Origin of the sequence: Streptomyces sp. NBC_00669 (genome assembly GCF_036226785.1) — a bacterium.
Lineage (GTDB): Bacteria > Actinomycetota > Actinomycetes > Streptomycetales > Streptomycetaceae > Actinacidiphila.
The window spans coordinates 2,469,261-2,483,749 of sequence record NZ_CP109018.1 but is presented as its reverse complement, the minus strand read 5'-3'; the positions used below and the strand labels follow the sequence as shown (position 1 = coordinate 2,483,749).

General features: G+C 72.3%; 15 protein-coding genes. 13 read left to right on the top strand and 2 right to left on the bottom strand.

The genetic code is table 11. From position 1 onward, the window contains the following. The first annotated feature begins 75 nt into the window (after positions 1-75). Positions 76-909 carry a helix-turn-helix transcriptional regulator gene (locus tag OG896_RS09850; RefSeq protein ID WP_329364239.1) on the top strand — a complete coding sequence of 278 codons (834 nt, stop codon included), beginning with the start codon at positions 76-78 and terminating at the stop codon, positions 907-909. 37 nt (positions 910-946) lie between these two features. On the opposite strand, the gene OG896_RS09845 is transcribed toward OG896_RS09850, so the two are convergent. Next, positions 947-1,840 carry a helix-turn-helix domain-containing protein gene (locus tag OG896_RS09845; protein ID WP_329364238.1) on the bottom strand — a complete coding sequence of 298 codons (894 nt, stop codon included), beginning with the start codon at positions 1,838-1,840 and terminating at the stop codon, positions 947-949. Positions 1,841-2,158: 318 nt separating this feature from the next. Between OG896_RS09845 and OG896_RS09840 the strand changes: the two genes are divergently transcribed. The 8 genes from OG896_RS09840 to ftsY all read left to right on the top strand — a co-directional run bounded on the left by OG896_RS09840 (position 2,159) and on the right by ftsY (position 7,419). Further along, positions 2,159-2,866, top strand: a complete 708-nt coding sequence (locus OG896_RS09840; protein WP_329364237.1) for a helix-turn-helix domain-containing protein — start codon at positions 2,159-2,161, stop codon at positions 2,864-2,866. Further along, a complete protein-coding gene (locus tag OG896_RS09835) occupies positions 2,857-3,099 on the top strand; it encodes a DUF397 domain-containing protein (protein WP_329364235.1) in 243 nt (80 codons plus the stop codon). Before OG896_RS09840 ends, OG896_RS09835 begins: the two co-directional genes overlap by 10 nt. A 117-nt stretch (positions 3,100-3,216) precedes the next feature. Continuing rightward, positions 3,217-3,465 (top strand): DUF397 domain-containing protein, encoded by a 249-nt coding sequence (locus OG896_RS09830; protein WP_443056983.1) that lies wholly within the window; start codon positions 3,217-3,219, stop codon positions 3,463-3,465. Between the two features lie 20 nt (positions 3,466-3,485). Next, positions 3,486-3,707 (top strand): DUF397 domain-containing protein, encoded by a 222-nt coding sequence (locus tag OG896_RS09825; RefSeq protein ID WP_329364233.1) that lies wholly within the window; start codon positions 3,486-3,488, stop codon positions 3,705-3,707. Between the two features lie 51 nt (positions 3,708-3,758). Continuing rightward, positions 3,759-4,304 carry a GntR family transcriptional regulator gene (locus tag OG896_RS09820; protein WP_329364231.1) on the top strand — a complete coding sequence of 182 codons (546 nt, stop codon included), beginning with the start codon at positions 3,759-3,761 and terminating at the stop codon, positions 4,302-4,304. A 244-nt stretch (positions 4,305-4,548) separates the two neighbouring features. Then, positions 4,549-5,385, top strand: coding sequence for an alpha/beta fold hydrolase (locus tag OG896_RS09815; protein ID WP_329364229.1), 837 nt, complete (start codon positions 4,549-4,551; stop codon positions 5,383-5,385). A 22-nt stretch (positions 5,386-5,407) separates the two neighbouring features. After that, positions 5,408-5,941 carry a TetR/AcrR family transcriptional regulator gene (locus OG896_RS09810; protein ID WP_329373849.1) on the top strand — a complete coding sequence of 178 codons (534 nt, stop codon included), beginning with the start codon at positions 5,408-5,410 and terminating at the stop codon, positions 5,939-5,941. Between the two features lie 266 nt (positions 5,942-6,207). Then, a complete protein-coding gene (gene ftsY, locus OG896_RS09805; RefSeq protein WP_329364227.1) occupies positions 6,208-7,419 on the top strand; it encodes a signal recognition particle-docking protein FtsY in 1,212 nt (403 codons plus the stop codon). Positions 7,420-7,594: 175 nt separating this feature from the next. Here ftsY and OG896_RS09800 read toward each other — a convergent pair whose 3' ends face one another. Next, the gene (locus OG896_RS09800; protein ID WP_329364225.1) at positions 7,595-8,317 is read right to left on the bottom strand and encodes a bifunctional DNA primase/polymerase; all 723 of its coding nucleotides are present in this window, start codon (positions 8,315-8,317) and stop codon (positions 7,595-7,597) included. Positions 8,318-8,516: 199 nt separating this feature from the next. Here OG896_RS09800 and nsdA point away from each other — a divergent pair, with 199 nt between their 5' ends. From nsdA to OG896_RS09780, 4 genes are all read left to right on the top strand, one after another. Next, the gene (gene nsdA, locus OG896_RS09795; RefSeq protein WP_329364223.1) at positions 8,517-9,980 is read left to right on the top strand and encodes a transcriptional repressor NsdA; all 1,464 of its coding nucleotides are present in this window, start codon (positions 8,517-8,519) and stop codon (positions 9,978-9,980) included. A 239-nt stretch (positions 9,981-10,219) separates the two neighbouring features. Continuing rightward, positions 10,220-11,548 (top strand): ammonium transporter, encoded by a 1,329-nt coding sequence (locus OG896_RS09790; protein WP_329364221.1) that lies wholly within the window; start codon positions 10,220-10,222, stop codon positions 11,546-11,548. Next, entirely contained in the window at positions 11,545-11,883 is a 339-nt protein-coding gene (locus OG896_RS09785; RefSeq protein ID WP_328469991.1) for a P-II family nitrogen regulator, read from the top strand. The genes OG896_RS09790 and OG896_RS09785 overlap by 4 nt, the downstream gene beginning before the upstream one ends. Before the next feature lie 73 nt (positions 11,884-11,956). Then, on the top strand, positions 11,957-14,389 hold the full coding sequence (locus tag OG896_RS09780) for a [protein-PII] uridylyltransferase (RefSeq protein WP_329364218.1): 2,433 nt from the start codon (positions 11,957-11,959) through the stop codon (positions 14,387-14,389). Positions 14,390-14,489: the final 100 nt, after the last annotated feature.

Genomic DNA, 14,489 nt, shown 5'->3' with positions numbered 1-14,489 from the left:
GCGACCCCCGCGGGCCAGGGGTAAGGGAGGGATCTTCCTGGGAATAGCAGTCCCAGTCAGCCGGTTGGCCCGACCATGACCCGTGGCACCGTGGACGCGACGCAGGAGCTGGCCGCGTTCCTGCGGACCCGGCGCGAACGCCTGGACCCGGGGGACTTCGGCCTGCCGACGCGCCGGCAGGCCCGGCGCACCCCCGGACTGCGCCGCGAGGAGGTCGCCGAGCTGGCCGGGGTCAGCACCGACTACATCGTGCGACTGGAACAGGCCCGCGGGCTGCGCCCCTCAGCGGGCGTGGTGGAGGCGCTGGCACAGGCGCTGCGCCTGGCCCCCGACGAACGCGCCTACCTCTTCGGCCTGGCGCAGCAGCGCCCCCGCGGCGCCGACAAACCCGCCACCGCCGCGGACCCGTCGCTGGCCCGGTTGGTCGCCGACCTGTCGCCGCGACCGGCCATGCTGATGAACCACCGCTACGACATCCTCGCCTGGAACGGCGAGATGGCGAGGCTGCTGCCGGCCTTCGACCGGCTGCCGCCGAACGAGCGCAACGCGATGCGGCTGTGCCTGCTGGACCCGGACATGCGGGAGCTCTACGACGACCGCGAACGGGTCGTGCGGGACGGGATCGCCCACCTGCGCGCCGCGTGGGCCACCCACCCGGAGGACCCGGCGCTGAGCGCCCTCATCAGCGAATGCCTCGCCGGCGACGAGGAGTTCGCGCGGCTGTGGGCCGAGCGGGACATCAAGGCCAACGGGCGTGGCCGCAAGGTGCTGCGGCACCCCGACGTGGGTGTGGTCGCCCTGCACTTCGAAGTGCTCGTGCCACTCCAAGACCCGGATCAGCGGTTGCTGATCTACCGCGCCGCGGACGACGAGAGCCAGGCGGCGTTGGACCGGCTGTTTACGGGGTGACCTCGCGGCTCGGCCGTTCGCGCACTGAGCCGCGTCGTCATTCCGACAGCGCGGCGCGCTCCGCGGACCGTTCTCCGGTTGCCTCCGCACGGTAGTCGGCCGCGGCGTTCTCGATCAGGGCGAGCGACTGGGCCGGGGGCAGGGCGGCGCCGGCGAGCAGGTCGTGGGTGAGGTGGGCGAGGGCGACGGCGGCGGGGTCGGTCTGGTGGGTGCCGGTGTGGTGGGCCGTGAAGTGCAGCGTGGGGTTCTCCTCGGCGTACGTCATGACGCGCAACGCCCCGTCGGTGGCGGCGGGGTGCGGGGTGGCGGTCAGCGGGAGGACGTACAGCGTGATGCGCTCGCGGCGGACCAGATCGGCGAGGTGGTGGAGTTGCCCGGCCATGGCGGCGGGACCGCCGAGCGGGCGGCGTAGCGCGGCCTCGCCGAGCACCCCGGTGTAGCGGGGGCCGCGCGGGTCCAGCAGGACGGGGGTCCGCGACAGCCTCGCGTCCCAACGGTGCCGGGTGGGGCGGTCCGCCAGCAGCGCGGCGTACGTCTTCGCGACGGCCTCGGCGTATGCGTCCGTCTGGAGCAGGCCCGGCACGAGCGCGGCGTCCCACTCCCGGATGGCGGTCGCCAGCCACTCCCACTCCGCGAGCGGGGTGAGCCGCCCGGGAGCAGGCGCGGAGCGGGCGACCACCAGGTTCCGTGCGAAGAAGCCGCCGGTGCCGAGGATGTCGTCCACCGCCCGCGCCAACTCGTCGGACAGCCGTCGCTCCCCCTGCTCGATCCGGGCGAGGAACGACATCTCGATGTGCAGCCGGTCCGCCAACTCCTCCAGAGTCAGCCCGGCCCGCTCCCGGTAGTACCTCAACTCGGCCCCGTACAGCGACCGCGCGGACAGCGTCGGGTCCAACAACTTCGCCGAAAATCGGCCGGCGTTCAGAGACATGACAGGGCTCCTTCGGATGGGTTTCGGGTGCGGGAGGCGCGTGGATGTGGCCGTTGGCCAGGACTGATGGCGTCCCATTTGCATGACGCCGGTCCCTGACTCAACGTCAACTACGTTGGCGCATGTGCGAATTACTGTGCAAGCGAGTCGGCTGTTTGGCTAAAATTGGCAATTGCTCGATCGGGGGCAGCCACACAGCCAGTACCGAGCTACGGATGGAGCGCACCCCGGCACGACCCACGTCGGCACCCGACAGACGCCTTCCGGGGTACCCGCACGAGCCCTGCTGGGCCTGACATGGAAAGGAGGGGATGTCGCGTGGCGGCCAAGCGCGGAGCGACGTTCCGACGGCGAGAGCTGGGCAAGGAGTTGCGCAAGCTCCGGGAGAAGAGAGACCTCACCATCCAAGAGGTCGCCAGGGAGCTGAAGTTCTCCCACAGCAAGCTCGCCAGGGTCGAGATCGGGGAGAACGACCTGCCCCGCGTCGGCGCGGAGGCGATGCGGGCATACCAGCCGAGCTTCGTGTTCGGGTTCTTCCAGACGGAGGCGTATGCCCGAGCTCTCTATCAGCTCGCCAAACCGATCGACGAGACGACGACGGAGTATGTCGATACGAACGTACAACTGCGCATGGAGCGCAAGGAGTTGATTACGCGCTCGGTGGACCCCGTCAAGTTGCGCGTCATCATGGACGAGTCGGCGGTCCGTCGTATGGTGGCGAGCCGGGAGGTGATGCGCGAGCAGTACGCGGAGATCGTGGCGATGGGCGAGCTGGAGAACGTGACCATCCAGATCCTGCCGCACGATGTGCTGACTTACCGCACAGAAAGTAACTTCGTTCTCATCGACTTCTCTGAGACGCTCGCACCCGTCGTGCAGATCGACCAGTGGAACACGATCAGTGTGTCCGACGAGCGCAGTGACGTGCTGCGGACCATCCGCCGGTTCGACGCGATGCGCGACAGCGCCCTCCCGCCGGCTCACACGGCCGGTTTCCTGAAGAAGCTCACGACAGAATGGACGTAGTCATCAACGCGAACATCCTGGCCCCCGAACTGGCCGACGAGTCCGTCTGGTTCAAGTCCTCCTACAGCAACGACTCGGGCGGCGTCTGCGTCGAGGTCGCGCCGCTCGCGCACGCGGTCGGCATACGGGACTCCAAGGACAAGGCGGGCCCCGCCCTCCTCGTCGCCCCCGCGGAGTGGGCTTCCTTCGTGGACCTGGTCCGTTCCGGCGCCGTCGATTTTGGGGTGGTCTGAGGCCGGCCGGGCGGGCAACGGCCGTGTCGTACGGTTTTGGCGCGTTCGGTGCTCCCCGCAAGGGCGTTGTGCCGTCACGGTCGAAGCAGCGCCTTTCGCGCGGACGGAGGAGTGGTGATGGAGATGCCGAGGAACGAGTACATGCGCGGCCCTTCGACGGAGGTGGTCCCGGAACGGGCGTGGCGGAAGTCCTCCTACAGCAATGACTCCGGGGGTGCCTGCGTCGAGGTGGCGCCGCTCGCGCACGCGGTCGGCGTACGGGACTCCAAGGACAAGGCGGGTCCCGCCCTCCTCGTCACCCCTGTGGAGTGGGCCTCCTTCGTGGAGTTGGTCCGTTCCGGCGCCGTCGACTTCGGCGTCGTCTGAAGCCGGGCGGGAACGAGTACATGCGCGGCCCTTCGACGGAAGCGGCCCTGGAACGGGCGTGGCGCAAGTCCAGCTACAGCGGCAGCACGAACAACTGTGTCGAGATAGCGGACGTGCCTGGTTGTGTCGGCGTGCGCGACTCCAAGGACAAGGCGGGCCCCGCCCTCCTCGTCACCCCTGTGGAGTGGGCCTCCTTCGTGGAGCTGGTCCGTTCCGGCGCCGTCGACTTCGGCGTCGTCTGAAGCCGGGCGGGCGCCCGCAGCGCGGGCATGGGAACGGGAGGAGCCGGGCTGATGGGCGCCGGAGAAGAATGGGTGCACGGGTCGGCGCCTTACGTGCGGGCGCGGGGGGAAGGTGAGCGGGACGCGTGGAGCGAGGAGACGGCGGCGCGCGGCCGGAGCGGCTCGCAGCGGATCGTGCGGGCCGGGGAGACGGCGGCGCCCGCGGAGGTGGCGAGACTCCTCGGCGTGGGTGAGGGCGAAGCCGTGGTCGAACGGTGCCGGGTGATCCTGCTGGACGGCGAACCCACCGAAGTGACCGTGACCTACTACCCGGTGAGCGTCGCGCGCGGCACCGCGCTGGCGGGCACCGCGAAGATCCGCGGCGGCGCCGTCACCCTGCTTGCCGCGCTCGGCCACCGCGCCCGCACCGTACGCGAAGACGTCCGTGCCCGGCTGCCGCTGCCGGCCGAGCGGGAAGCCCTCGGCCTCACCGCGGCCGACCCCGTCCTCGAACTGGTCCGCGTCACCCTCGACGCCGACGGCACCGTCTTCCAAGTCGACGTATCGGCATTCTCCGCCGCCACCCAACGGCTCCACTACGAGTTGAGGGTCGACTGAGGCACCCGAGCCTCGCGGAACGCCGTACGGGCCGCCGAGGCGTTAGCGGGCGAGGGTGTGCGTCTTGCGCGTCCCCGGGTGCCGGATCTGCCGCCGGCGGCGCTGTGACCTGCGGGTTCGCCGGGTGGGGTGCGGGGCGGGACGCTGGGAGAGGTGGATCGTCGTGGGGGGCGTTGACAAGGTTGGTTAATGAGATTAGCTTTTAGCTAACGGAATTAGCTAGATCCGAGTGTCAGGGGATGCCATGACCGAGTACCTCGCTGTCGACGGCGGCACGATCGCGTACGAAGTGGCGGGAGACGGCCCGCTGATCGTCCTCGCGCACGGAATGGGGAACAGCCGCGCCGCGTACCGCAAGGTGATGCCGGCGCTGGTGGCGGCGGGCTACCGGGTCGCCGCCGTGGACCTGCGGGGCAGCGGCGAGTCCAGCGTCGCGTGGCCGGCCTGGAGTCGTACCGCCATCGCCGGTGATCTGCTCGCCGTGATCCGGCACCTGGGCGGCCCGGCCGTACTCGTCGGGCACTCGATCTCCGGCGGCGCCGCCACCATCGCCGCGGCCCAGGAGCCCTCGCTGATCAGCGCGGTCGTCGAGCTGGGGCCGTTCACCCGCAAGCAGTCGATCCGCCTGGGCGACCTGCGGGTGAAGCGCTTCCGGCGGGGCATGCTGCGGCTGGTCGGCGCGGGGATGTTCGGCAGCGTGCGGCTGTGGAAGGCGTACCTCGACGTGGCCTACCCCGGCGTGAAGCCGGCCGGCTGGGACGAGTACCTCGGCCGGATCGACACCATGATGCGCGAGCCGGGCCGGATGAAGGCGATGCAGGGCATGGGCCGCAGCGCCCCGACCGACGCCGGCGCGCAACTCGGCCACGTCAGCTCCCCGGTCCTGGTCGTGATGGGCACGCTCGACCCCGACTGGGCCGACCCGCACGCCGAGGGCACGGCGATCGTCGAGGCCCTGCCGGCCGGCCTCGGCCGCCTGGAGATGATCGAGGGCGCCGGGCACTACCCGCACGACCAGTTCCCCGACCAGGTCGTGTCGCTGGTGCTCGACTTCCTCCGTACGGTCACCGCCCGTGCCTAGGGCCGGCCTGGACCGGGCGACCGTGGTCGCGGCCGGCGCCGCCCTCGCCGACGAGGTGGGCCTCGCCCAGCTGACCATGGGTTCGCTGGCCGAGCGGCTGGGCGTGCGCACCCCGTCCCTGTACAAGCACGTCGCCGGCCAGGACGACCTCAACCGGCGCATCGCGGTCCTGGCGCTGGGCCAGGCCGCGGACGTCATCGGCGGCGCGATCCAGGGCTACGCCGGCCGCGACGCCCTGGCAGCGGCGGCACGCGCCTTCCGCGCGTTCGTCGTGGAGCACCCCGGGCGGTACGCCGCGACGATCGGCGTGGAACCGTCCGGCCCGGACGACCCGCTGGCGGTCGAGGGCCAGCGGTCGCTCGACGCGTTCAGGGCGGTGCTGCGCGGCTACGACGTCGCGCCGGCCGACGTGGACCACGCGCTGCGGATGCTGCGCAGCCTGTGCCACGGGTTCGCCACCTTGCAGGCGTCCAACGGCTTCCAGTGGAGCGCCGACATCGACGAGAGCTTCGAGTGGCTGATCGCCTTCGCCGACCGGGGCCTGCGGCCAAGTTGAGCGCACGGGAGTGGCAGGCCGTGGTCCGGAACCCGTGGGCCGCCAGTGTCCGGAGCCCGGGGTCCGGCTGAGGCCGCTTCCGTCGGGCACCCCGTCTCCGCCGCGCTCCTCGCTTCCGCTGAGCACCCTGTTTCCGCCGCGCCCCCTGCTGCCGCCGCTTCTCCGACGCACCCGTGCTCGTCGCCCGGCCGTTTCCGCCACCTCCGCGGCGCGGAAGAACCCGGGTGAGACGGCGGCGACGCCGGAGTAGGGATACTAGGGAGGCTATGGAAACCGTCATCCTTGTCGTCGTCATTGCCCTGGTCGTGCTCCTTGGGGCCGGCGGGCTGGTGGTCGGCAGCCGCCGCAAGAAGAAGCAGCAGCTGCCGCCGTCCCCGCCGAGCACCCCGACGATCACCAAGCCTCCCGCCGAACCGCACGTCGGGGATGAGGCCGAGACCCCACGGGACGAGTCCCGCAGGACCATCGAGGAGGTCGAGCTGCCCGGCGCGACCGCCGCGCCCGAGGCCCCCGAGGAGGTGGGGGTCCCCGAGCAGCTCGTTGTCGAGCAGCCGGAGCCGACCGCGGGCCGGCTGGTACGGCTGCGCTCCCGCCTGTCCCGTTCGCAGAACTCGCTCGGCAAGGGCCTGCTCACCCTGCTGTCGCGGGAGCGGCTGGACGACGACACCTGGGAGGAGGTCGAGGACACCCTCATCACCGCCGATGTCGGTGTGACCCCGACCCAGGAACTCGTCGAGCGGCTGCGTACCCGGGTGCGCGTGCTGGGCACCCGCACCCCCGACGAACTGCGCACGCTGCTGCGGGAGGAACTGGTCACGCTGGTCGACCCGACCCTGGACCGTACGCTGCGCACCGAGAGCCACGAGGAGTCCCCGGCCGTCGTGCTGGTCGTCGGGGTCAACGGCACCGGCAAGACCACCACCACCGGCAAGCTCGCCCGGGTGCTGGTCGCCGACGGCCGCAGCGTGGTGCTGGGCGCGGCCGACACCTTCCGGGCCGCCGCCGCCGACCAGCTCCAGACCTGGGGCGAACGCGTCGGGGCGCGCACCGTGCGCGGCCCCGAGGGCGGCGACCCCGCGTCGGTCGCGTTCGACGCGGTCAAGGAGGGCATCGCCGAGGGTGCCGACACCGTGCTGATCGACACCGCCGGGCGGCTGCACACCAAGACCGGCCTGATGGACGAGCTCGGCAAGGTCAAGCGCGTGGTCGAGAAGCACGGCCCGGTCGACGAGGTGCTGCTCGTCCTGGACGCCACCACCGGCCAGAACGGCCTGGTGCAGGCCCGCGTCTTCGCCGAGGTGGTGGCCATCACCGGCATCGTGCTCACCAAGCTCGACGGCACCGCCAAGGGCGGCATCGTGGTCGCCGTCCAGCGCGAACTCGGTGTCCCGGTCAAGCTCATCGGCCTCGGCGAGGGCGCGGACGACCTCGCCCCGTTCGAGCCGGAGGCGTTCGTCGACGCGCTGATCGGCGAGTAGCCCGCCCGGGTCCGGCCGCGGGTGTCGGCCGCTCGGCCACTCGATCGCTCGCCACGCCAGCCCACGTGTAAGGGGCGCCCACTAGGAGTGGGCGCCCCTTACACATGAGCCGAGCGCGTATACGTCCGGTACGTATACGCCGAGCACGTATCCGAGGACGCGACAGCCTTAAGCCTTACGCGCAGGCCCGCGCGCGGTGGGACACGTACGCCAGGGTGCCCAGGAGGAGGCGGGCCTCGGGGGGATGGGGCATCGAGTCCAGCCGGGGCTCGCGCAGCCAGCGGACCGGGCCGAGCCCGCCGAAGTCCGAGGGGGGAGCGGTGACATGGTCGCCGGGGCCGAGGCAGCGCAGGTCCAGCCGCGCGTCGTCCCAGCCCATCCGGTAGAGCAGGTGCGGGAGTTCGGCGGCGGCCCCCGGGGCCACGAAGAACTGCGCCCGCCCGGTGGGCGTCAGCAGCACCGGCCCCAGGTGCAGGCCCATCCGCTCCAGCCGCACCAGCGCTCGCCGGCCCGGCAGTTCGGCCACGTCGATGATGTCGAACGTCCGCCCGGCGGGCAGCAGCACCGACGCGCCCGGCATCCGCTCCCACATCCGCGCGACCGCCTCCGGCCCCGCGCCGGCCGGCACTTCGGCCGCCGGGTCCAGCGGGTGGGCGCCCGGCTCCTTGCAGCGCGGCTCCCCGCACGAGCACACCTCGCCGCCGCGCGCCGCCCGGGTTCCCGGCACCACCGCCCAGCCGCACAGCCCGGTGTACTCGGCGACCGTGCCGCACACCGTGGTGCGCGCCCTGCGGCGCGCCGCACTCCACGCGCCGGGGAGCGCTGCCATCCTGGCGGCGTGCCGCACGACGGTCCGGTGCTGCCGCATCTCACGCATTGTGCCGATCGTGAACACCATGACCCCTCCAACTGATCGCGCCCGCCGTTGGTTACGCACTCGCGAGCGCCGCTCCCAGCGGCATGTGTCAAGTGAATCGCCTGCGGCCGCAACAGAGTTCATCCGAAGGGGTGGCGAATGGTGGCGTTTCCGCAATTGCGGTCGCAGGAGGGGTGACCGTGGCGCTACTTTACGTTGGTAGAAGAGGCGGGATGGGGGCGTGGCCGTGACCGGTGCAGCGGACAAGCAGCCCAACGCGCAGTTGACCTCGTGGTTCGTGCGCAGCGGCTGGTCCAAGGGCGAACTCGCTCGTCAAGTCAACCGCCGGGCACGCCAGTTGGGCGCACACCACGTCAGCACGGACACGTCAAGAGTGCGGCGCTGGCTGGACGGCGAGCAGCCCAGGGAGCCCATCCCGCGCATCCTGTCCGAGCTGTTCTCCGAACGCTTCGGATGCGTCGTCCCCGTCGAGGACCTCGGCCTGCGCTCCGCCCAGCAGCCGCCCTCCGGCGGTGACATCGACCTGCCGTGGGCCGGCCCGCAGACCGTCCAGCTCATCAACGAGTTCTCCCGCAGCGACCTCATGCTCGGCCGCCGCGGATTCCTCGGCGCCTCCCTCGTCCTGTCCGCGGGACCCGCGCTGCTCGAACCCATGCAGCGCTGGCTGGTGCCCACCTCGTCGCCGGCCCGTCCCGCCGCCGCGCCGACCGCGGGCCGCGACGCCGGCCGCCCGTCCCGGCTGTCCGAGCAGGAGCTGCAACTCCTGGAGTCCACCGCCGCGATGTTCCGCGAGTGGGACAGCCAGTGCGGCGGCGGGCTGCGCCGTAAAGCCGTCGTCGGCCAGCTGCACGAGATCACCGACCTGCTCCAGGAGCCGCACCCCGAGCCCGTCGCCCGCCGGCTGTACCGGATCACCGCCGACCTCGCCGCCCTCGCCGGCTGGATGAGCTACGACGTGGGGCTCCAGCCCACCGCGCAGAAGTACCTGGTCCTCGCGCTGCACGCCGCCAAGGAGGCCGGCGACCGGCCGCTCGGCGCGTTCGTGCTCTCCTCCATGAGCCGCCAGATGATCCACCTGGAGCGCCCCGACGACGCCCTGGAGCTCATCCACCTCGCCCAGTACGGCAGCCGCGACTCGGCCGGCGCCGCCACGCAGGCGATGCTCTACACCCTGGAGGCCCGCGCCTACGCCAACATGGGCCAGGTCAACAAGTGCCACCGCGCGGTCCGGATGGCCGAGGACACCTTCGCCGACGCCCGCCCGGGCGAGGAACCGGCCTGGATCAACTTCTTCACCGAGGCCGAGCTGCACGCCGAGAACGCGCACTCCTACCGCGACCTCGCCTACGTCGCCGGCCGCAGCCCCACCTACGCCTCCCTCGCCCAGCCCGAGATGCTCGAAGCCGTCGACGGCTTCCGCGACGACCCGGTCCACCAGCGCGCCTACGCGCTCAACCTGGTCGGCATGGGCACCGTCCAGCTGCTGATGCGCGAGCCCGAGCAGGCCGCGCACTACACCGTCGAGGCGATGGAAGCCGCCAGGCGGGTCCGCTCCGAGCGGGTCAACACCCGCATCCGCAAGACCACCCACGCCGCCGTCCGCGACTTCGGCGACGTGCCCGAGGTGGTCCAGCTCGCCGAGCGGCTTTCCGAGGAACTCCCGGAAGTCGCCGAGTCGGCATAACCGCGAAACCGCCCGGCGCCGTCACCGCGTCGCCCGGCCGGTCGTCTTCTTTCCCACCCGTATACATCCTTCACCGAACACCCGGATGGTTCATCTCCGCGTAACACGGGTGACTTCTTCGTCACGGCGGTGAAACATCCTATGGCATCGGGTGAAACCCGCTTCGGCCAACCTCAAGGCCAATACCGGCCCACCCCTGCACCGCCCGCACGGGCCGTTCGGATGACGAGGAGACGCCGATGGCACCAGCCATCATCACACTGGCCGCGGATGCGCCCAAGCTCGACTCCGGTAATACCGCATTTCTGCTTCTGAGCTCCGCGCTCGTGATGCTGATGACACCGGGGCTGGCGTTCTTCTACGGCGGCATGGTCCGTGTGAAGAGTGCCCTGAACATGCTGATGATGAGTTTCATCAGCCTCGGGATCATAACGCTGTTGTGGACCGGTTACGGATTCAGCTTCGCCTTCGACGGCGACAACGGCGGATTCCTCGGCGGCACGCGCTGGCTGGGCCTTCGGGACATCGCACCGGACGACCTCTGGGGCGCGACCGGCACCCCGATCTTCGCGTTCGCCGCGTTCCAGCTGATGTTCGCGATCATCACCCCCGCACTGATCAGCGGCGCGCTCGCCGACCGGGTCAAGTTCACCGCCTGGTCGCTGTTCATCGCCGTGTGGGCGACCGTCGTGTACTTCCCGGTGGCCCACTGGGTGTGGGGCGGCGGCTGGCTCGGCCAGAAGGGCGTGATCGACTTCGCCGGCGGTACCGCGGTCCACATCAACGCGGGCGCCGCGGCCCTCGGCGTCATCCTCGTCATCGGCAAGCGGGTCGGCTTCAAGCGCGACCCGATGCGCCCGCACAGCATGCCCTGGGTGATGCTCGGCGCCGGCCTGCTGTGGTTCGGCTGGTTCGGCTTCAACGCCGGCTCGGAGATCACCTCCGACGGCGTCGCGTCGACGGTCTTCATCAACACCCAGATCGCCACCGCCGCGGCCATGGTCGGCTGGCTGGCCTACGAGCGGCTGCGGCACGGCTCCTTCACCACCCTGGGCGCCGCCTCCGGCGCGGTCGCCGGCCTGGTCGCGATCACGCCCTCCTGCGCCTCGGTCAGCCCGCTCGGCGCGATAGCGGTCGGCGTCATCGCCGGCGTGATCTGCGCGGCGGCGGTCAGCCTGAAGTACCGCTTCAACTACGACGACTCCCTCGACGTGGTCGGCGTCCACATGGTCGGCGGCATCGTCGGCTCCCTGCTGATCGGCCTGCTGGCCACCGGCGGCGTCGGCCAGGACGTCAAGGGCGTCTTCTACGGCGGCGGCTGGCACCAGTTCGGCATCCAGGCGATCGGGGTCTTCGCGGTCCTCGGCTACTCCCTGGTCTGCTCCGCGATCCTCGCCAAACTGATCGACATGGCGATGGGCTTCCGGGTCCCGGAGGAGGTCGAGATCAGCGGCATCGACCAGGCCGAGCACGCGGAGACCGCGTACGACTTCACCGGAGTCGGCAGCGTCTCCCACGCGGCCCCCGCCGGCCTCGAGACCGGCCTGACCAAGAAGGTGGACGCGTGAAGCTCATCACCGCCGTCGTCAAGCCGCACCGGCTCGACGAGATCAAGGAAGCCCTCCAGGCGTTCGGCGTCCAGGGCCTGACCGTCACCGAGGCCAGCGGCTACGGCCGCCAGCGCGGCCACACCGAGGTCTACCGGGGCGCCGAGTACACCGTCGACCTCGTGCCGAAGATCAGGATCGAGGTCCTGGTCGAGGACGCCGACGCCGAACAACTCATCGAGGTCGTGGTCAAGGCGGCCAGAACGGGCAAGATCGGAGACGGGAAGGTGTGGAGCCTGCCGGTCGACACGGCCGTCCGGGTCCGTACCGGCGAGCGCGGGCCCGACGCGCTCTGACGACCATCGCACCCCCGGTCGCAAGCCCCGGCCACCCCGAGCCGCGGCTCGACGACAAGACAGCGGAGCACCAGTGACCGAAAGCGTCGAAGCGCAAGGCCACGGTTACGCGGCGGCCCGGCTGCACCTCCTCACCGAGGAGGGGCAGTCCGGGCCGCCGCGCCGTGCCGCCCTGGCCACCCTCACCGACCGGTGGCTGGCCGCGCTGGCCACCGAGGCCGCCCAGGCGGTCGACACCACCGACTGGGCACTGGTCGCGGTCGGCGGTTACGGCCGCGGCGAGCTGTCCCCCCGCAGCGACCTCGACCTGGTGCTGCTGCACGACTCCCCGAAGTCCGTCGCCGCCCTCGCCGACCGGGTCTGGTACCCGGTGTGGGACCTCGGGCTGGCCCTCGACCACTCGGTCCGCACCCCGGCGGAGGCCCGTAAGACCGCCGCGGACGACCTGAAGGTCCAACTCGGCCTGCTGGACGCCCGGCACATCGCCGGCGACGCGGCCCTCACCTCCGGGCTGCGCAGCGCCGTCCTGGCCGACTGGCGCAACCAGGCACCCAAGCGGCTGCCCGCCCTGCACGAACTGTGCGCCGAACGCGCCGAACGCCAGGGCGAGCTGTCCTACCTGCTGGAACCCGACCTCAAGGAGGCCCGCGGCGGGCTGCGCGACGCCACCGCGCTGCGCGCCGTCGCCGCGTCCTGGCTCGCCGACGCCCCCCGCGAAGGGCTCGAAGAGGCCCGCACCCGGCTGCTCGACACCCGCGACGCCCTCCACCTGGTCACCGGCCGCGCCACCGACCGGCTCGCCCTCCAGGAGCAGGACCAGATCGCCGACGCCCTCGGCCTGCTCGACGCCGACGCCCTGCTCCGCCAGGTCTACGAGGCCGCCCGCCGCATTTCCTACGCCGCCGACGTCACCTGGCGCGAGGTCGGCCGGGTGCTGCGCGCCCGCGAGTCCCGCCCGCGCCGCCGCGGCCTGCTCGGCCGCGGCCGTACCCCCGCCCCGCAGACGGCGGCCGAGCGGGTCCCGCTCGCCGAGGGCGTCGTGGAGCAGGAGGGCGAGGCGGTGCTCGCGATGGCCGCCAAGCCCGACCGCGACCCCGTGCTGCCGCTGCGCGCCGCCGCCGCGGCCGCACAGGCCGATCTGCCGCTGTCCCTGCACGCGGTACGGCGGCTGGCGGCCGCATCCCGGCCGCTGCCCGTGCCGTGGCCCGCGGAGGCCCGTGAACAGCTGCTCACGCTGCTCGGCGCGGGCGAGTCCACCGTGCCGGTCTGGGAGGCCCTGGAGGCCGAGGGGCTGGTCACCCGGCTCATCCCCGACTGGGAGCGGGTGCGCTGCCGCCCGCAGCGCAACGCCGTGCACCGCTTCACCGTCGACCGGCACCTGGTGGAGACGGCCGTCCAGGCGTCCGGCCTCACCCGCCGGGTCGGCCGCCCCGACCTGCTGCTGACCGCGGCCCTCCTGCACGACATCGGCAAGGGCTGGCCCGGCGACCACAGCGCGGCCGGCGAGGTGATCGCCCGCGACGTCGCCGCCCGGATCGGCTTCGGCGCCGCCGACGTGGACACCCTCGCCCTGCTGGTCCGCCACCACCTGCTGCTGATCGACACCGCCACCCGCCGCGACCTCGACGACCCGGAGACCGTCCGCATGGTCGCCGAGGCCGTCCGGGACACCTCCACCCTCGAACTGCTCGCCGCCCTCACCGAGGCCGACGCCCTGGCCACCGGCCCCGCCGCCTGGAGCACCTGGCGTGCCTCGCTCCTGGCCGACCTCGTGGACCGCGTCGCCGGCGCCCTGGACACCGGCGACCTGCCCGACAACGGCGACCGCGAGTCCACCGCCGAGGAGGAGCGGCTGGCGATCGAGGCCGCCCGCACCCGCGGCCCCGTACTGGCCCTGCACGCCAAGGCCGAGCCGCAGCCGGAGGGCGACGCCCAGGACGAGGCGCTGGGCGTCGAACTGCTCGTCGCGGTGCCCGACCGGCCCGGTCTGCTCGCCCACGCCGCCGGGGTGCTCGCGCTGCACCGGCTCACCGTGCGCGCCGCCGACCTGCGCTCGGTCGACCCGGTGGGGGAGGGCCCGGTGGCCCTGCTGAGCTGGCGGGTGTCCGCGGCATACGGTGCGCTGCCCGAGGCGGCCCGGCTGCGCGCCGACCTGGCCCGCGCCTTCGACGGCTCCCTCGACATCGAGGCGCGGCTGGCCGAGCGCGAGACCGCCTACCCGCGCCGCCGCGGCATCGTGCCGCCGCCGGCCCGGGCCACCATCGCCCCCGGGCACACCTCGCACACCGCCACCGTGCTGGAGGTCCGCGCGCACGACGCTCCCGGGCTGCTGCACCGGATCGGCCTCGCGCTGACCGCGACCGCCGTCACCGTCCGCTCGGCGCGTATCTCCACCCTGGGCGCCAACGCGGTCGACGCCTTCTACCTCGTCGGCAAGGACGGCAACCCGCTGCCGCCGGCCCGTGCGGCCGAGGTGGCGAAACAGGTGGAGGCCGCCCTGCGGTGAGCGCCGATTCCGGCAGCTTCCGCCCGGGGCATCCGGCTCGGCGCGCGGGCCGGATACCCTGGAAGGCGACTGTCTCCGCCCCCGACCCCTGAGGACCTGC

Bases quoted from the DNA above. Each gene is read 5' to 3' on its own strand.
- OG896_RS09850 (WP_329364239.1), top strand. From the start codon at position 76: ATGACCCGTGGCACCGTGGACGCGACGCAGGAGCTGGCCGCGTTCCTG.
- OG896_RS09845 (WP_329364238.1), bottom strand. From the start codon at position 1,840: ATGTCTCTGAACGCCGGCCGATTTTCGGCGAAGTTGTTGGACCCGACG.
- OG896_RS09835 (WP_329364235.1), top strand. From the start codon at position 2,857: ATGGACGTAGTCATCAACGCGAACATCCTGGCCCCCGAACTGGCCGAC.
- OG896_RS09830 (WP_443056983.1), top strand. From the start codon at position 3,217: ATGGAGATGCCGAGGAACGAGTACATGCGCGGCCCTTCGACGGAGGTG.
- OG896_RS09825 (WP_329364233.1), top strand. From the start codon at position 3,486: ATGCGCGGCCCTTCGACGGAAGCGGCCCTGGAACGGGCGTGGCGCAAG.
- OG896_RS09820 (WP_329364231.1), top strand. From the start codon at position 3,759: ATGGGCGCCGGAGAAGAATGGGTGCACGGGTCGGCGCCTTACGTGCGG.
- OG896_RS09815 (WP_329364229.1), top strand. From the start codon at position 4,549: ATGACCGAGTACCTCGCTGTCGACGGCGGCACGATCGCGTACGAAGTG.
- ftsY (WP_329364227.1), top strand. From the start codon at position 6,208: ATGGAAACCGTCATCCTTGTCGTCGTCATTGCCCTGGTCGTGCTCCTT.
- OG896_RS09800 (WP_329364225.1), bottom strand. From the start codon at position 8,317: ATGGTGTTCACGATCGGCACAATGCGTGAGATGCGGCAGCACCGGACC.
- OG896_RS09790 (WP_329364221.1), top strand. From the start codon at position 10,220: ATGGCACCAGCCATCATCACACTGGCCGCGGATGCGCCCAAGCTCGAC.